Below are 16,743 nucleotides of genomic sequence, written 5' to 3' on the forward strand. Positions count from 1 at the left end.
ATGGGCTGCGCGGTTCTTTGCCGCGCAATCCCGTTAAAGCCACGTTATTCGGCTGCTGTGCCAACACGCAAAATTTCCATTTCTTCTAATGCACGGCGATATTCAACAGGCATAACTTTTACAAATTTTGGTCTGAAAATTTCCCAATTATCCAAAATTTGTTTTGCCCGCGTTGAGCCAGTATAATGGTGATGATTAGCTATCATTTGCATCAAACGCTCTTCGTCATGACGCGTCATATTAGCCGATACATCGACACGCCCCTTATGCATAAGGTCGCCACCGCGATGATGCAGCTTTTCAAGCATATCATCTTCTTCTGGTACTGGTTCTAATTCAACCATCGCCATATTGCAGCGGCGTGAGAAATCTCCAGCCTCGTCAAGCACATAAGCAACGCCGCCCGACATGCCAGCAGCAAAGTTACGCCCTGTTTGGCCAATAACAACCACAACACCGCCCGTCATATATTCGCAGCCGTGATCACCAACGCCTTCAACAACAGCAGCAACACCAGAATTGCGCACCGCAAAACGCTCGCCAGCAACGCCGCGGAAATAGCATTCACCTTCAATACCGCCATAAAGAACTGTATTGCCGACGATGATTGAATCTTCGGCTATGATTTTAGAATCATCCGATGGTCTGATGATAATGCGGCCGCCTGACAAGCCTTTACCCACATAGTCATTACCATCGCCAATAAGTTCAAATGTAATACCTTTGGATAAAAACGCACCAAATGATTGCCCAGCCGTGCCAAAAAAACGAGCCGTAATTGTATTATCAGGCAAACCGCGATGACGATAACGCTTTACCAACTCGCCTGAAAGCATAGCACCTGCGGAGCGATCAACATTGCGAATAATCGTTTCAATTTCAACCTTTTCGCGCCGTTCCAATGCAGGCTCGGCAAGTTTGATTAATTTACGGTCAAGCACATCATCAATCGGATGGTGCTGCAATTGCGTATGATAAGTATCTTCTTTCTTAGCTTCTGGCATATGGAACATTTTAGAAAAATCTAAGCCTTTAGCCTTCCAATGATCCACTAATGCTGTTTTATCCAATAGATCAGACTGGCCAATAATATCATCTAAATGACGATACCCCATCGCAGCCAAGAAACCCCTTACTTCTTCAGCCAAGAAAAAGAAAAAGTTAATCACATGTTCAGGCGTGCCCTTAAAGCGCTTACGCAAAACCGGATCTTGGGTAGCAACACCAACTGGGCAGGTATTTAAATGGCACTTACGCATCATGACACAACCAGCAGCGATAAGTGGCGCAGTAGCAAAACCAAATTCGTCAGCACCAAGCAAAGCACCAATAATCACATCGCGCCCTGTACGCAAACCACCATCAACTTGCAAAGCAATGCGTGAACGAAGACCGTTTAAAATAAGGGTTTGCTGCGTTTCAGCAAGACCAATTTCCCAAGGGCTACCAGCATGCTTAAGTGATGTTAATGGCGCAGCACCAGTACCACCATCATAGCCAGACACAGTAATATGATCCGCTCTTGCCTTAGCAACACCAGCAGCAACCGTACCAACCCCAACTTCAGACACCAATTTTACTGAAATATCAGCGGCAGGATTAACGTTTTTCACGTCATAAATAAGCTGTGCCAAATCTTCAATCGAATAAATATCATGATGCGGCGGCGGCGAAATAAGACCTACGCGCGGGGTCGAGTGGCGGGTTTTAGCAATGGTTGCATCAACCTTATGGCCGGGAAGCTGCCCGCCCTCGCCCGGCTTTGCACCTTGCGCTACCTTAATCTGGATCATATCAGCATTAACAAGATATTCCGTCGTCACACCAAAGCGGCCAGATGCCACCTGCTTGATTGCAGAACGCTCAGGATTTGGCGTACCATCAGGCAATGGATAAAGCCGATCTGGTTCCTCGCCGCCCTCGCCAGTATTAGACTTGGCGCCAATGCGGTTCATGGCAATGGCAAGAGTAGTATGGGCTTCACGCGAAATAGAGCCAAAGGACATTGCACCGGTTGAAAAGCGTTTTACAATATCAATTGCAGGCTCAACCTCATCAAGAGCAACAGGTTCTAAACCGCGCTCGCTTGCAAGCTTAATATGGAAAAGACCGCGAATATTTCTGTTTCTTGCGCTTTCACCATCAATACGTTCGCAATAGGCTTTAAACAATTCTGGGCTAGTTGTGCGCACAGAGTGCTGCAATTCGGCAATTGCATCGGGTGTCCATGCATGTTCTTCACCGCGCATACGGTAAACATATTCACCGCCCACATCGAGAAAATTCTTCAATACTGGGTCATTGCCAAATGCTCCCTTATGGCGAAGCGCGCTTTCTTGGGCAACTTCCCCAAGATCGATGCCTTCAATAGTCGTTGCCGTACCAGTGAAAAAACGATCAACAAAGGATTGCTTTAGGCCAATTGCATCAAAAATTTGTGCACCACAATAGGATTGATAAGTAGAAATGCCCATTTTTGACATAACTTTAAGCATGCCCTTACCAATAGACTTAATGAAACGATAAACAACTTCATCATCGCTTACTTCTACTGGAAACTCACCGCGCCGATACATATCAATGAGTGTATCAAAAGCAAGGTAAGGATTAATTGCTTCAGCACCAAACCCCGCAAGACAGCAAAAATGATGAATTTCGCGCGGTTCACCCGATTCAACCACCAAACCAACCGAGGTCCGCAAACCACGGCGGATAAGATGATGATGCACCGATGCCGTTGCGAGCAGTGCCGGAATAGGAATACGATCTGGCCCAACTTGGCGATCTGAAAGAATAATGATGTTATAGCCACCATGCACAGCAGCCTCGGCACGTTCGCATAGGCGGCTAACTGCACCCTCCATGCCATTTGCACCTTCTTCAGCCGCATAGGTCATGTCAAGTGTTTTGGTATCAAAACGGTCTTCCGTTTGGCCAATAGCACGAATTTTTTCCAAATCACCATTGGTCAAGATAGGCTGACGCACTTCTAAACGCTTGCGGCGCGATGTGCCAACAAGATCAAAAATATTAGGACGCGGCCCAATGAAAGACACAAGGCTCATCACCAATTCTTCACGGATTGGATCAATTGGCGGATTGGTCACTTGGGCAAAGTTTTGCTTAAAATAAGTATAAAGCAATTTTGACTTTTCCGACATGGCCGAAATTGGCGTATCGGTTCCCATTGAACCAACAGCTTCTTGCCCCGTGGTTGCCATAGGCGACAATAATAGCTTGGTATCTTCTTGCGTATAGCCAAAAACCTGCTGGCGGTTAAGCAATGTCACATCTTTGCGCAGTGAGCGCGGCTCAACCGGACTTAGCTCTTCCAGAATAAGCTGGGTGTTATCCAACCACTTTTGATAGGGGTGACGTGTTGCTATTTCAGACTTTACTTCCTCGTCAGAAATAATGCGGCCTTCCTCAAGATCAAGCAGCAACATGCGACCAGGCTGCAAACGCCATTTACGCACGACTTTTTCCTCTGCTACTGGCAGCACTCCAGCTTCAGAAGCGGCAATGACAAAATCATCATCGGTGACAATATAGCGCGCTGGGCGCAAACCATTACGATCAAGGGTTGCACCAATTTGGCGACCATCAGTAAAAATAACCGCAGCAGGTCCGTCCCAAGGTTCCATTAACGCCGCATGATATTCGTAAAATGCGCGCCGTTCATCGCCCATAAGTGCATTGCCAGCCCATGCTTCTGGCACCAACATCATCATGGCATGAGCAACGGAATAACCACCTTGCACCAAAAACTCTAAAGCATTATCAAAACACGCAGTATCGGATTGACCTTCGTAGGAAATTGGCCAAAGCTTAGAGATATCATTGCCAAATAATTCTGAATCAACCGATGCTTGGCGCGCTGCCATCCAGTTAACATTGCCGCGTACAGTATTAATTTCACCATTATGGGCAACCATACGGAAAGGGTGTGCAAGCTTCCAAGATGGAAAAGTATTGGTTGAAAAGCGTTGGTGCACTAAGGCCAAGGCACTTTCAAAACGCTTATCTTTCAAATCCTTATAATAAGCACCAACTTGATATGCAAGGAACATGCCTTTATAAACAATGGTACGAGATGAAAGCGAAGCGATATAAAAACCATCATCGCGCCCTTCTGTCTCGTCAAAAATGCGGTTTGAAATAACTTTACGCAAAACAAATAGACGGCGTTCAAAATCATCCTGGGTGGTTAAATTGGCATTGCGACCAATGAAAACCTGACGGTGAACTGGCTCAGTCGCAACAATCGCGGCGGCTTTAGATAGGGATGCGTTATCAACCGGTACATCACGAAACGCTATAAATTGCTGCCCTTCAGCAGTAATTACTTCACGAATGATATTTTCAATATGGGCGCGCATGGCTGCATCTTGCGGCATAAAAATATGACCTACACCATATTGCCCTACTTCTGGCAGGTCGACATCTTGCAGCGCCATTTCTTCACGAAAAAAGCGGTCTGGTATTTGCACCAATATGCCCGCACCATCACCCATTAATGGGTCTGCGCCGACTGCGCCACGATGGGTCAAATTTTCAAGAATAAACAAACCATCTTCAATAATCTTATGGCTTTTTTGGTTTTTTAAATGGGCGATAAAACCAACACCGCAAGCATCACGCTCATTAATTGGATTATAAAGACCTTGCGCATCAGGAAAACCGAAAGGCTTCGTAGTTTTTTTTTGCGCTGTTTTGGCTAAAACAGAACTGGAAAAACCATTTGAAGAGGATGGCGTAAACTGCGTCATCGTGAAGCCTTTCTTTAAACATGTTCCTATTTTTTAACAATTCAAAGGAACGGATTATTCATATGCTTGCTTTTCATAAAAATAGTGGCTTAAACTTATTGTTTTGCTGAATTTTCTTTACAATTCAAAAAGATAATATACTCGCCCCCAAGTGCCAATTGCTCTAATCAAATATGCTTTTTGTCACTTATGACAGCAATGCTGTCCTATTAATGACAGAAAAATTAGAACTCTTCAAGTACTTAATGAAAACTATTTATGCAAATTGGGTAATTTTATTGCTTAAAAGGCGGGCATTTATTGCAAAAAAAATCATCATATTTTTGACGATCGTCTATTATTTATGCGATTAGCGCGCATTTTTGACGGCACGGTGCAAATTTCGCTCACATTTTGATTATTTAATGATGAGTTTTTAGAAAAGTTGCACAAATTATAAGCAGTACAAATTTTAGTCATTGCAGTAATTTTTTTATGCAACATGTGGAAAAAAGCATCTTTTGATCAAAAAATTAGCATAAATCAATTGAAAATCGGCTTATGTGCTTAAAAATTTGATTGTTTGTTGCAAATATAATTATTGAACACTGCAAACGCAAAAGCAGATTGATTAGAATTCTGATTGCGCACAAACAACAACAATAATGCCGTAGCCATGCACCTATAATATCTTTTTAAAAACGGTTTTATTTTTTTTTCAAAAATGCTTTGATATCGTCCAAAAACTGCTCAAAACTTAAACCAAGATCATAATCTGTTGTAAATATGATATTTTCCTCATTAATCACGTCGTCAATACAATTTTGATCAATACTCCATCCCTGCATTTGCAAAGTATAACCATAATATAAATTATTACCCTTATTAAAAAATCCGGCGACGTATTCGTCAAAAAGCTGAAAGACAAAAAAATTGTCTGAATGGCTATCGATCTTATTTAACCAATAGTTCAAAAGCATGTCAAACCGATCGGCAAGCGGAATATAATGCTTACATTTTTCTTCATAATCAAAAAATATATCAAAAAAATAGCTATCTGCAATAATTTTAATCGGCTTATCGAGTAATATTTCGACACTTATATCATCGTGATAATTCTTAAGTGGATCAACACCGAATTTAAACAACTTGCCACTCCTTTTCTCATAAAAGACGATTACAAAACCATTGATTACAAATTACGTGTTTGAAAAGCGCGTTTCAAGCAGATCAACCTCACGAATAAATTTATCGACTGCTTCTTCGGATAATTGATGGCGGCGGCCATAATTATAATAGACTTCGCGCTCTGCTTTCAAAGCAACAAGGCGTAATTTTCGCTCAATTTCAGCAGCATGCAAATTCGCATTCACTTGTTCATCGGTTGCGGAAAGTTCTGCCAAGCGGTCACGATAACCCTCCATCACTCGCGATCCAGCAAGCGTATAAAGATCGGCATCATTGCGCCCCTCACTCATGCTATGAACGGCTTGTTCAACCGCTTTAATGGCTGCTTCTGCCGCACTAGAGCGCGCCTTCTCTTCTTCTTTTTGATGGGATGGCTCAGGTGGCAATTCGATATTATTCAATAAGTAAGGCAAGCTGATACTTGCAACAATTAAAGATAATAAAATAACGCCGGCTGCTAGAAAAATGGCTAGTTCACGACCGGGAAATGGGGAATTATCTGGCAAGAACAAAGGAAATGTTAAAACACCCGCAAGGGTAACCGTTCCACGAACACCCGCAAGAGATGTTGCAGTAATCAAACGCCAACCCGGTGCATAAGGCTTTAATCCCTTTTTATGGGCGCGCGCCAAGGTAAACTTTAGAGAAATCCAAACCCAGATGAAACGTAAAACTGCCAAAGTTGCGTTAATAGCCACTACATAGAAAAGCAACCAAAGCGGATTTTCATGCCCAGCTTGCTCAACAACTGAATGAGCACTAGCGATAATTTGTGGCAGTTGCTCACCAAGCAATACAAAAATAATACCATTTGCAGTAAATTGAACCGTATTCCAAACTGCGTTTCTTTGTATGCGAATAGCGGCAAGGTTTTTCAACTTATCTTCGGTAAAACTCATTGAAATACCGGCAGCAACGGCGGACAAAATACCAGATGTATGGGCTTCTTCTGCCAATAGGTAAGCCGCAAAAGGGATAAGCAGGCTAACCAACACATTAGATCCGGCTTCATCTCCGAATTTTCGCGTCCAAAAACTTGTTAGTTTTGTAATAATAAAGGTGGTTGCAACACCAATTACTAAACCACCAACAGCTGTCCATAAAAAAGTTGATATAACAACAGTAATTGAAAAAAGACCATACATTGCTGCGTCTAGCGCAAAGCGCATGCTAACAAGACCTGATGCATCATTTAGGAGCGATTCACCTTCCAAAATATGCATGAGGCGTTTTGGCACCGCTACACGCTTAGCAATAGCAGAAACGGCTACTGGATCGGTTGGGGAAATAACCGCCGCCAATGCAAAGCTTACCGCCAATGGCATTGTTGGAATAAGCCAATAGATAAAAAAGCCCGCGCCAATAACAGTTGCAACCACCAAGCCAAGTGCCAAGGCTAAAATTGTCCATTTATCACGCTGCAAACCTTCCTTGGGAATGCGCCAACCATCAAGAAACAATAAAGGCGGTAGAAACAAAAACATGAACAATTCAGGTCTTAACTTAACGCCAAGATCTGCAACGCTGGCGATAAAAAAACCAACCGCAATTTGAATAAGTGGGATGGGAATCGGAATGGGGGAAGCGCGCGAAATACCACTGCTTAACACGACCGCAACAAGAAGAATAAGAACAATAAAGACAGATTCCACAACTAAACCCCAATATGCAACACTTTAATCCAGCCTAAAGACTCAAATTTAAAAAAGCTATAAATCATCTAATAAATAGAGACAAATGTGATTTAGCAAAAACTTGAATCATTCTTGTGTCAGCAATAGGGCTATAATCATCTATATTTTATGACTACTCAATCACAGTTTCTTGAATACCAGCTGAGTATTTCTAAATGTGAATGACACTGAATAGTTTAGTATTTCAAAAAATTTCTTCTTCTCTTTCTTCCCATCCTTCAGCTAGCGGTACACAATAGTTTTCTTCATTATCATACCAATCAAGTTCATAATTGCTGGCAATAACTTGGTCTTTGATTTGATCAAATACAATAATATATGGAACGTTAATTGATATATTTACATCATCTAAACGGCATAAAAATTTATTTGCTAAATAGGTATCTCCATATCCAAATAATGCCATATAATAACTAAAATATTGTTCTACATCATCCTTTAAAACATTTTTTCCATAAACATATAACACATCGCGGAAGTCTTGCTTAATTGAAATTTCAGGTACCGATTTATCAAAATCATTTTGACTAAGAAATAGCGTTCTTTTTATATTATCTTTATCCAAAATTACGAAATAATTAGAATGTGGAACTGCACCAGGTATAATATCAGTGCATAAATCTTGAACCTTTTTTATAATTTCCTCAAGAGGATTTTTCGTTAAAATTAATAAATCTTTAGTCATTAATTTTGCCTCTTTTAATTTACCAAGCGGAGCAAAAATTATTAATATTTTATGACTACTCAATCAAAGATTTGTTAAATATAAATAATTTACAAGAAAAAACAGTAAATGGGTTTAATCTATGAAGCAACCGTCAAAAAAACAGTCTATCATTGTAATGTTGACTTATCTACTAATTGGGCCATTTTTTGGGGCACTACCCTATCTTGTTGTTCTCTTCATATTCGGCATTATAAAAAGCGAAACACTTTGTTCGTTAATTAATCCCGATTTTTATATTGATTTTATTAAGCCTCTAATAATAATTATAATTTACGCTTATCTATTAGGCTTGCCTGCTGCTTTTTTACAAGGTCTATACAGGTGTTGGCGTCTAAACCACCTTAGTACGCATAAAAAATTGGCAAAATTCCTATTAGTCGTTATAAGCTCATTCATCATCTCAATGAGCATTATAACATATTTTAATTATATATATTCATCGGTTGCGTTACTTTTATACTACAGCATTTTAATGACCTTCCCTTATACATTGTCATCTTTGTTAGCTATTTACTTATGCAATAAAACCATAGGGTGCATAATAAGAAAAAAGCCTAGCAAGTAGTTAATCATTTGAGTTGCGAACGCGCTTCTTGTTGGACACGGCCAACCATAGAGCGCAATCCATTTGAGCGTTGCGGCGTTAAATTTTCATCCAAGCCCAATTTTTTCAATAATGCTTCAGCATCGATTTCTAAAATTTCTGAAGCCTTATGGCCAGAATATAATGCCAATAAAATATAAACAAGGCCACGCACAATATGCGCATCGGAATCGCCGATAAAATACATGACTGGATCATTTTCACCGTCAACCTTATAGTCTAGCCAAACTTGGCTAACACAACCTGGAACCTTGTGAACATCATCACGCGATGTTTCTGGATAGGGTGATAATTCATGACCAAGTTCGATAACATAGCGATAACGATCCTCCCAATCTGTTAGGAATGAAAAGTTTTCAATAATTTCATCAATTGTCTCAGTCATTTTCACTTCTTTCGCTTTTTACGCGCTTACTGTTATGCTTGGTCACAAGCACAAGCTGTCATCTTACTAAAACTTCACCGCGATTATTCATATTACGCAGCCGGTGCATCATATATATGCAAATCAAAAAATTAAACAATTTTTTAGCTCTATGATATGACCACCATGCTCATTACCAAAAGCGCTTAAACGATAATAAAAATCCCAAATAAAGCATGAATACTAGCATTTCAGTTGAAATTACAAACCATCAACACATAAATATTGCTTATTGTTCATTATGTTATTCAAATAGGCTAAAAACCTATCTAAAAATAAAAGAAAATGTTGCCGTATCTTTAAAAAATTATTTTTAATAAAATCAAGCTCAATATTTTGAAAAGCAGGTAAATAATTTTCACTTAATTGTTTAGAAAAACAATCATTAGATTGCCACATGGATTTTAATACCACCATATCATCAACAATATCGGCAACCTCGTCTCCATTAAATAGCGTTTGCCCAACGGGACCATAATTTTTATATTTTTCATATTTGAAAAAACAATTTTCTATAAAGCCAAAAGCAATACAATTTATTGCAATACCATTTTCAAGAACAAGTTTGTCCTTTAAATAATCAGATTGTATTTTGCCACATGAGCAGGGAAATATCCAATATCGATCTCCCTGCCTTCCAGGAACTATATTATAAAAATCAAATAATTTCTTAAAATCCATTTATTAAACCTCCCTTAAATAGTGTAATTTTGTTAACAGAATTAATATCTATATTAAATAAAGAAAAGAGAGATAATCGCATATGTTTTATTATATTGACTATGCGCAACGTAGTTGTAAAATTTCACCAAAAAACAATCTTAGAAACTAAAATTTAAAGAGGTGATCATGTCACGCATGGAAGAATTAAGAAAAAAATTGCGATCTGAAAAACCAGATTTTGAACGTATAGAATTTATGGTTTTGTTAGATACAATTGCTAACACATACTTTAATGCTTCTACAGCTAGAGGAGATAAATTCAGGAATGATATATATGAGAAATATAAAATAACTAATCCAGATAACAAAGAAAATTGGCTCAAACAACAATTAGATGGTTGTTTTAAATCTATTGGAGACGCACCAAATTGGGTTCTTGAAGAAGATTGGTTATTCTATAATGAAAAACCCATGATTTTTGTAAATCAATTTAAAGGTGATAATGATCAGATATTTTATGTTTTCTTAGCATATGACGAATTTTACTATGAAGCCATTCGTAGAAACGTAAAAAAAGCGCTCTATAAAATGACAGCGCAAGATAATTTAGGCATTCTATGCTTGCAGGGTGAAATCAAAGTTGAGTAGTTGCATTTAACACATAACAACAGGGATTAACCAACCAGTTACAATTTTGCCAATCTCAGTTTAGCAGGATTTAGTAAGTAATGTAAAATAGCCCCCAATCGGCTAAAAAAATATAACGGGCAGATGAATTGTGGACACAAACATGATGCCCAGAATTAGAGCATTTAGAATTTTAAATTAACTCAATCATTCTACAAAATCCAAGATAGTAATATAAATAACCGCGCTTTTGGCAAATATGATAATGACCACAATGCATATATAAGCTTTTATGATGATTATGCCTAATATTACAATGTTCAAGATATACGCAATAGAATGATAAAGCAGAAAAATACTGTCCCTAGAATACAAAAATTAATAAAACTTGTTCCATCATACCGCAGCTAAAAATAGCAGTATTTTCTGCAACAAGTTATATTTTATAAGGGAGGAAATTGGGTGCAAACCCATTTTGATTTTAATATGTCAGATAAGCAAGCCACGCTAATTATTGATGCGAAACAAATAGTTGATTCACCATTTAATGGTATTTACCCCTTAAACTCTCATTTTAATTTTTTTATATATTACATTAATATAGCGATGGCAGGGACTTACCTTATCAAAGGCTTTGAGATTAATAAAAATCACGAAGAAGTTGAAAATTGTGATATATGGTTTAAGTGCGTTGAGGAAATTAATGGCACGCCGAGGCTCAATGGAATTGACTATATTAAAGTTCAAAAATTTGAAGAACATATCATAGTAAAGCTCGCCAATAAGGATGCTAGCCTAACCATAAAATGTTTATCGGCTTCTATTTATAAAAGCTTTCACAGTGTAACTAGTTTTTATCCATATTTTGATCCCGTCCCAATGCCTGCATATCAAGACTATCCTGAATATTTGCAAAAAAGACTTATTGAAATAAATGAGACTATTGCGCGTTGCGAAACATTTAAAAATATTGACCCTTTAAATATTTATGAAATATCAACCATAGCGCGTGAAGAAATTTTAGAAAAATTAGATTTCCATTAAAAATTGAAAAAATATAAAACACGATATGATCGGTATATTATAAAAGAATAATTTTAATTTTGATTATATCGTTATAAAAATATATTCGAAAAACACGCAACAAAAGAAAATGCTATGAAATATAATTTAAGCAATATTGACAGCGACGAGTTAGACGAGATTATATTTAAAGGCGCGATCTTAAATGGCTTAAAATGTCCGGAAGATGACTTAAGCTATTCGATGGATGACGCACAAACCATCTTCTTAATGATGATTGTAAGAACATCTTATTTGTTTCCCAAAGATCTATTGGCATATATTGATGTTATAATAAAATATCACTTAGGTGAAATAAGCGATGAGGTAAGAATAGAAAAACGTAAACAACTTGATAGTTCTTTTAATATCAATCAAATGCCAGAGCCCCTTTATATGCGTTATATGGCTATATATCAGCAATTTTTTACAACAAAAGAAATAATTCAAAGCGGACTTACAGATCAATACGTACATGTAGATGACTACCTCGATTACTTCAAAGAAATAGAAGATAATATCTGCCTTGATTTAGATGAAATTTGCTTTTCATATTATAATGACAAGAAAAATAAGGCCAATATATTTCAAAAACTTAAGCCATTGATATCGACATGATATTTAATCAACAAGAGAAGATATATGACAAAGGATATCCAGATATTTAAAACGGCTTTACGGCAATCGACTCAAGATTTCCTAGCTATTAATGACCTCCCTCCTCAACACATAAGCGACAAATTTCGATCATTTGATGATGACGATCCTCAGGAAAACACCGAAAAATCGGCTGTTTATAGTGCTGGTAATGGTTCAGGTAGAAATCCACTTGGTTATGTCATTCAATTACTAGATTTAGGCATTGTATCACTGCCCACAGCGCCCCATTGCGCGATAAGTATTGCAGATAATCAGATCGTCGAGCTAATGGCACAATTTTCTTTATTGGGCTTAAGCTTTGATGACGTTAAGATCCTAGCCCAAACTATCAATAATTCGTTTCATGACGCTGGCTATGTTTTTAAAACAGGTCAAACGGATATGACACAAGCGAGCTTTTTAATTGATGGACCTACTGTTACCCTTACCTATGGCGAATGGCAGATAAAAGGTAAAGAAGACCAACTTCGCTATCGATTGCAAATTAGTGAATGCAATCGCTTCAACAGCCCACAAAAATACGTCCCAGTTTTTAGAGCAACAGTCGTAACGGAAAAAATGCGCAAGACCATTGAAATGCGAAAAGCCTACCTTTCAATGAAATAAATTGAGATCTACACCGCGTACAAAAATGGAAATGTCTATAAGAGCAGAAATCTAACGAATAGCCAAAAGGCTGCGCAAGATGACTATTGGGAAGCTTTTGATTATTTAAAAAACAATCTGATGGTTTTGATTTTAGCACGCCACATTATTTAACAAATCCATCATATGGAATAATATTAGTAGCTCATAGATCTTGGAAAAAAGAATTAAAAATCAAATTAGCCAAGTTATTCATTTCATTTGTTCACTGCGACTATTTTTTATAAGGCAATTTATAAAAATTATGAGCCCCAAACTACTTTCCTATATCATATTTGAACACGTAAAAGAAAACCCAATAGATTTAGACCTTTTACAGTATTACTTTAGAGCCGCTATCTATGAAAAATTTGGGCATGGCGGCAATTTATTAGGATATTTAAAAGCAATGATAAAACTGCTACTATTTTAAATAACCTATACAGAGTGAAGGTTAAACATCCTTTGAATATCAAAATGGATCAAGGAAATTTTAATGACGAAGATTTTATTTGATATAAAACCATTGGAACCAATAACAACACAGGACAAGGTCATATTTTCTAACCAATATATTAATCAAGAATTATACGACACAGAGGGTGAAGAAGTCGCAGCAATTTATGACATATGCCGATATTTAGAACGTCAAAAAAAGTGCTTATTTTACTCGCCTTTTGAAAACGATGAATTCTATTATCCAGGGACAGCTTTAGACTTTTTTGTTCTTGATAGTTATGATGAAATTAATAAGATTATTTCAAAGGAAAATTTTTCTTACAATTTAGAATTAGCTGAAACGGATGAAAATTGTCGTTTTAATTTTAGCTATAATGGCGATAAAGTAACTGTATTGAAAACGGAATTATTTGAGCCTGATAAATTTTTATATTCTGTTGATTACACCTATGAAGAATTTTATCATATGATGAAAAAAATTTATAATTATTTATATGGTGTTGCAGAGGTTTTATTGCCTACAATCTATTTTGTTATGGTTTTAAATGCCAATTTTTTAAGAAAATTACCATAAAATTGTTTTTTTAACAGTGCTTACTCATGCATTTATTGTTTTATCGCAAAGCATTTGAAACACAAAAGGGGGCATTACGCCCCCTTTCATTAATTATTAAAAATCATATCAATTTAAATGCCAGCGCCTTCTTCAAAGTCATTTTGCCCTGTTTTAGTATGGTCATCAATAACCAGTCGTAAAAATGGGCGAAATAGAAGATCAACGGCAAAAATTGCGCAAGCGGCCAATGCTGGTGCACCAAAAGCCAAAGGAATAGCAGCGAGTACTAGCGAGGCAATTGCACGCAACAAAATAATTGCAGGTGCTTTACTGAGCGGTGCATTTAACCAAATTTGTGCCAAATGATATAAGGTAGATGTATTTGTCCCCTTTTCAGTTTCATCATTTAAAAACTTATAATCAAAGCAATTGCGCACAACGCCAAGGGCGACAGTTTCATTGCTTATCGCATCTATCAAAATGAAAGATCCAAGCCCCCTATTATCATTATAAGGCGTTGCCACCACTGGCTTTTCAACCGTGATATAAATATGGCCAATTTCGTTCATTTGCAGCGATTGGCTAGGGCTACCCTTATAGCTATGAATATCAAATTTTTGCTCAATTGTGTCCGTGGTTGCTGGTGTTACATTGCTAGCGAGTTTTAAAATCAACCGCCGACCATTTTCCAATGGTGTTTCACTCATCCATAGGATTTCACCCTTAAGCGTTTTAGACGGGCGAATAGGATCATCTTGGCGCACCAAAACATCACCGCGCGAACTGTCAATCTCGTCTTCAAGCGTAACAGTTATTGCATCGCCATTTATGGCTTGGGTTACATAGCCTGATGGGGTAATGATTTCCTTAATGCGGCTTGTACGGCCACTTGGCAAGGACTTTACCTTATCACCGACATTTAAAACACCGCTGCTTAACGTGCCGCAAAACCCACGAAAATCAAGATTTGGACGATTAACCCATTGAATGGGCAAACGCGGTGGCTCATCAAAATTTATGTTTGATGTCGATGGCGTGATATCTTCCAAATAATCAAGCAGCGTTGGCCCTTGATACCAGCTGAGCTTATCATCTTTTTTAGTGACATTAACGCCAAGTTTGGCACTCATTGGAATGAAGATAATATCTTGAAAATTCAAACTTGGCAGCAATGCCCGATAGTCTTTTTCTATGCGTTGAAATGTTTCTTCATCATAATCAACGAGATCCATTTTATTAACCGCAACAATAACCGAGCGGATGCCGACCATTGAGGTTATAAAGGAATGGCGTTTGGTTTGTGGCAATATACCTTTTCGCGCATCCACCAAAATAATGGCAAGATCGGCACTTGATGCCCCTGTTGCCATGTTACGGGTATATTCTTCATGACCGGGTGTATCAGCAATGATGAAGGAACGCTTGGGCGTTGAAAAATAGCGATAAGCCACATCAATAGTAATGCCCTGCTCGCGCTCGGCAGCAAGACCATCAACCAAAAGTGCAAAATCTAACACATCGTCCTTATTGCCAAATTTGCGTGAATCTTGTTCCAATGTTTCAAGCTGGTCTTCAAAAATGGCTCCCGCATCGTGTAAAATCCGCCCAATCAAGGTGGACTTCCCATCATCGACCGAACCACAGGTGATAAAGCGCAATAGCGAGCGTTGTTGCGGCATTTGCTCAGGCAAAGAAACATCAAGCGATGACTTTAAAACCTCATCAGAAGGTGAATGATCTATTTTCAAAGCAGCCGACATCAAAAATACCCCTCTTGCTTTTTTTGTTCCATGGAAGCATTGCCATCCTTATCAATCGCGCGGCCTTGCCGTTCTGATGTGCGAGATAGGCGCATTTCTTCACGAATATCATCTAGATTTGTAGCAGTTGATTGTATCGCACCAGTTAACGGATAACAGCCAAGGGTGCGAAAGCGCACCGATAATTGCTCAATCTTTTCACCATCGCGCAAAACCATGCGTTCATCATCACGCATGATAAGCATGCCATCACGCTGCACAATAGGACGAGGTTTGGCAAAATAAAGCGGCACAACCGGTATATTTTCCAAAGCAATATAATCCCAAATATCTTTTTCAGTCCAATTCGATAGCGGAAACACCCGAAAACTTTCACCACTATTTTTGCGCGTATTAAATAATGACCAAGGCTCTGGCCGTTGTTTTTTAGGATCCCAGCGGTGTTCGCTTGAGCGCAGCGAGAAAACCCGTTCCTTTGCCCTGCTCTTTTCCTCATCTCGCCTTGCACCACCAAAGGCGGCATCAAATTTATATTTGTCCAATGCTTGCTTTAAGCCTGCTGTTTTCATTACATCGGTATGGATGCGTGAACCTGAATCAAAAGGATTAATTCCTGCCTTGATGCCTTTTTCATTTTTGTGAACGATAAGGTTTAAACCAAGACGCTTTACCGTTTCATCGCGAAACTCGATCATCTCTCGAAATTTCCACCCTGTATCCACATGCAGCAATGGAAATGGCGGAATACCAGGGTAAAAGGCTTTCATCGCAAGATGAAGCATAACCGCAGAGTCCTTACCAATGGAATAGAGCATTACCGGATTATCAGACGTTGCTGCAACTTCACGGATGATATAAATAGCTTCCGATTCAAGGCGTTGCAAATGACTTTGAGAAGCATGGTTTTTATTTGGGGTTTGCGGCTTGCCGCTTTGTTCTAAATACAT

General features: G+C 38.5%; 13 protein-coding genes. 5 read left to right on the forward strand and 8 right to left on the reverse strand.

All coding sequences use genetic code 11. The annotated features are described in order from the left end of the window. Window positions 1–44: 44 nt before the first annotated feature. The 6 genes from gltB to N6A79_RS07475 form a co-directional block, all read right to left on the reverse strand. Window positions 45–4,769, reverse strand: coding sequence for a glutamate synthase large subunit (gltB, locus tag N6A79_RS07450; RefSeq protein WP_268545448.1), 4,725 nt, complete (start codon window positions 4,767–4,769; stop codon window positions 45–47). Between the two features lie 686 nt (window positions 4,770–5,455). Continuing rightward, window positions 5,456–5,896: a hypothetical protein gene (locus N6A79_RS07455; RefSeq protein WP_268545449.1), complete on the reverse strand. Its 441-nt coding sequence runs from the start codon at window positions 5,894–5,896 to the stop codon at window positions 5,456–5,458. Between the two features lie 51 nt (window positions 5,897–5,947). After that, window positions 5,948–7,588, reverse strand: coding sequence for a Na+/H+ antiporter (locus N6A79_RS07460; RefSeq protein ID WP_268545450.1), 1,641 nt, complete (start codon window positions 7,586–7,588; stop codon window positions 5,948–5,950). A 226-nt stretch (window positions 7,589–7,814) separates the two neighbouring features. Continuing rightward, entirely contained in the window at window positions 7,815–8,315 is a 501-nt protein-coding gene (locus N6A79_RS07465; protein WP_268545451.1) for a hypothetical protein, read from the reverse strand. Window positions 8,316–8,926: 611 nt separating this feature from the next. After that, window positions 8,927–9,346, reverse strand: a complete 420-nt coding sequence (locus N6A79_RS07470; RefSeq protein WP_268545452.1) for a SufE family protein — start codon at window positions 9,344–9,346, stop codon at window positions 8,927–8,929. Between the two features lie 240 nt (window positions 9,347–9,586). Continuing rightward, window positions 9,587–10,066: a hypothetical protein gene (locus N6A79_RS07475; RefSeq protein WP_268545453.1), complete on the reverse strand. Its 480-nt coding sequence runs from the start codon at window positions 10,064–10,066 to the stop codon at window positions 9,587–9,589. A 168-nt stretch (window positions 10,067–10,234) separates the two neighbouring features. Between N6A79_RS07475 and N6A79_RS07480 the strand changes: the two genes are divergently transcribed. The 5 genes from N6A79_RS07480 to N6A79_RS07500 all read left to right on the forward strand — a co-directional run bounded on the left by N6A79_RS07480 (window position 10,235) and on the right by N6A79_RS07500 (window position 14,054). After that, a complete protein-coding gene (locus N6A79_RS07480) occupies window positions 10,235–10,696 on the forward strand; it encodes a hypothetical protein (protein ID WP_268545454.1) in 462 nt (153 codons plus the stop codon). Window positions 10,697–11,137: 441 nt separating this feature from the next. Further along, entirely contained in the window at window positions 11,138–11,719 is a 582-nt protein-coding gene (locus tag N6A79_RS07485) for a hypothetical protein (RefSeq protein ID WP_268545455.1), read from the forward strand. Window positions 11,720–11,833: 114 nt separating this feature from the next. Continuing rightward, on the forward strand, window positions 11,834–12,355 hold the full coding sequence (locus tag N6A79_RS07490; RefSeq protein ID WP_268545456.1) for a hypothetical protein: 522 nt from the start codon (window positions 11,834–11,836) through the stop codon (window positions 12,353–12,355). Between the two features lie 24 nt (window positions 12,356–12,379). Then, window positions 12,380–13,003 (forward strand): hypothetical protein, encoded by a 624-nt coding sequence (locus tag N6A79_RS07495; protein ID WP_268545457.1) that lies wholly within the window; start codon window positions 12,380–12,382, stop codon window positions 13,001–13,003. Window positions 13,004–13,517: 514 nt separating this feature from the next. Next, complete coding sequence (locus N6A79_RS07500; protein WP_268545458.1) at window positions 13,518–14,054, forward strand: hypothetical protein; 537 nt, start codon at window positions 13,518–13,520, stop codon at window positions 14,052–14,054. A gap of 113 nt (window positions 14,055–14,167) precedes the next feature. Here N6A79_RS07500 and cysN read toward each other — a convergent pair whose 3' ends face one another. Further along, on the reverse strand, window positions 14,168–15,796 hold the full coding sequence (gene cysN / locus N6A79_RS07505) for a sulfate adenylyltransferase subunit CysN (RefSeq protein WP_268545459.1): 1,629 nt from the start codon (window positions 15,794–15,796) through the stop codon (window positions 14,168–14,170). Beyond that, window positions 15,796–16,743 (reverse strand): sulfate adenylyltransferase subunit CysD, encoded by a 948-nt coding sequence (gene cysD / locus N6A79_RS07510; protein ID WP_268545460.1) that lies wholly within the window; start codon window positions 16,741–16,743, stop codon window positions 15,796–15,798. The genes cysN and cysD overlap by 1 nt, the downstream gene beginning before the upstream one ends.

This window comes from Bartonella sp. HY761, assembly GCF_026743145.1.
Taxonomy (GTDB): domain Bacteria; phylum Pseudomonadota; class Alphaproteobacteria; order Rhizobiales; family Rhizobiaceae; genus HY038.

Excerpts from the sequence above, each read along its gene's own strand:
- cysD (WP_268545460.1), bottom strand. The coding sequence starts at position 16,743 with ATGTATTTAGAACAAAGCGGCAAGCCGCAAACCCCAAATAAAAACCAT.
- N6A79_RS07480 (WP_268545454.1), top strand. The coding sequence starts at position 10,235 with ATGTCACGCATGGAAGAATTAAGAAAAAAATTGCGATCTGAAAAACCA.
- N6A79_RS07470 (WP_268545452.1), bottom strand. The coding sequence starts at position 9,346 with ATGACTGAGACAATTGATGAAATTATTGAAAACTTTTCATTCCTAACA.
- N6A79_RS07500 (WP_268545458.1), top strand. The coding sequence starts at position 13,518 with ATGACGAAGATTTTATTTGATATAAAACCATTGGAACCAATAACAACA.
- N6A79_RS07465 (WP_268545451.1), bottom strand. The coding sequence starts at position 8,315 with ATGACTAAAGATTTATTAATTTTAACGAAAAATCCTCTTGAGGAAATT.
- N6A79_RS07490 (WP_268545456.1), top strand. The coding sequence starts at position 11,834 with ATGAAATATAATTTAAGCAATATTGACAGCGACGAGTTAGACGAGATT.
- N6A79_RS07495 (WP_268545457.1), top strand. The coding sequence starts at position 12,380 with ATGACAAAGGATATCCAGATATTTAAAACGGCTTTACGGCAATCGACT.
- gltB (WP_268545448.1), bottom strand. The coding sequence starts at position 4,769 with ATGACGCAGTTTACGCCATCCTCTTCAAATGGTTTTTCCAGTTCTGTT.
- N6A79_RS07475 (WP_268545453.1), bottom strand. The coding sequence starts at position 10,066 with ATGGATTTTAAGAAATTATTTGATTTTTATAATATAGTTCCTGGAAGG.
- cysN (WP_268545459.1), bottom strand. The coding sequence starts at position 15,796 with ATGTCGGCTGCTTTGAAAATAGATCATTCACCTTCTGATGAGGTTTTA.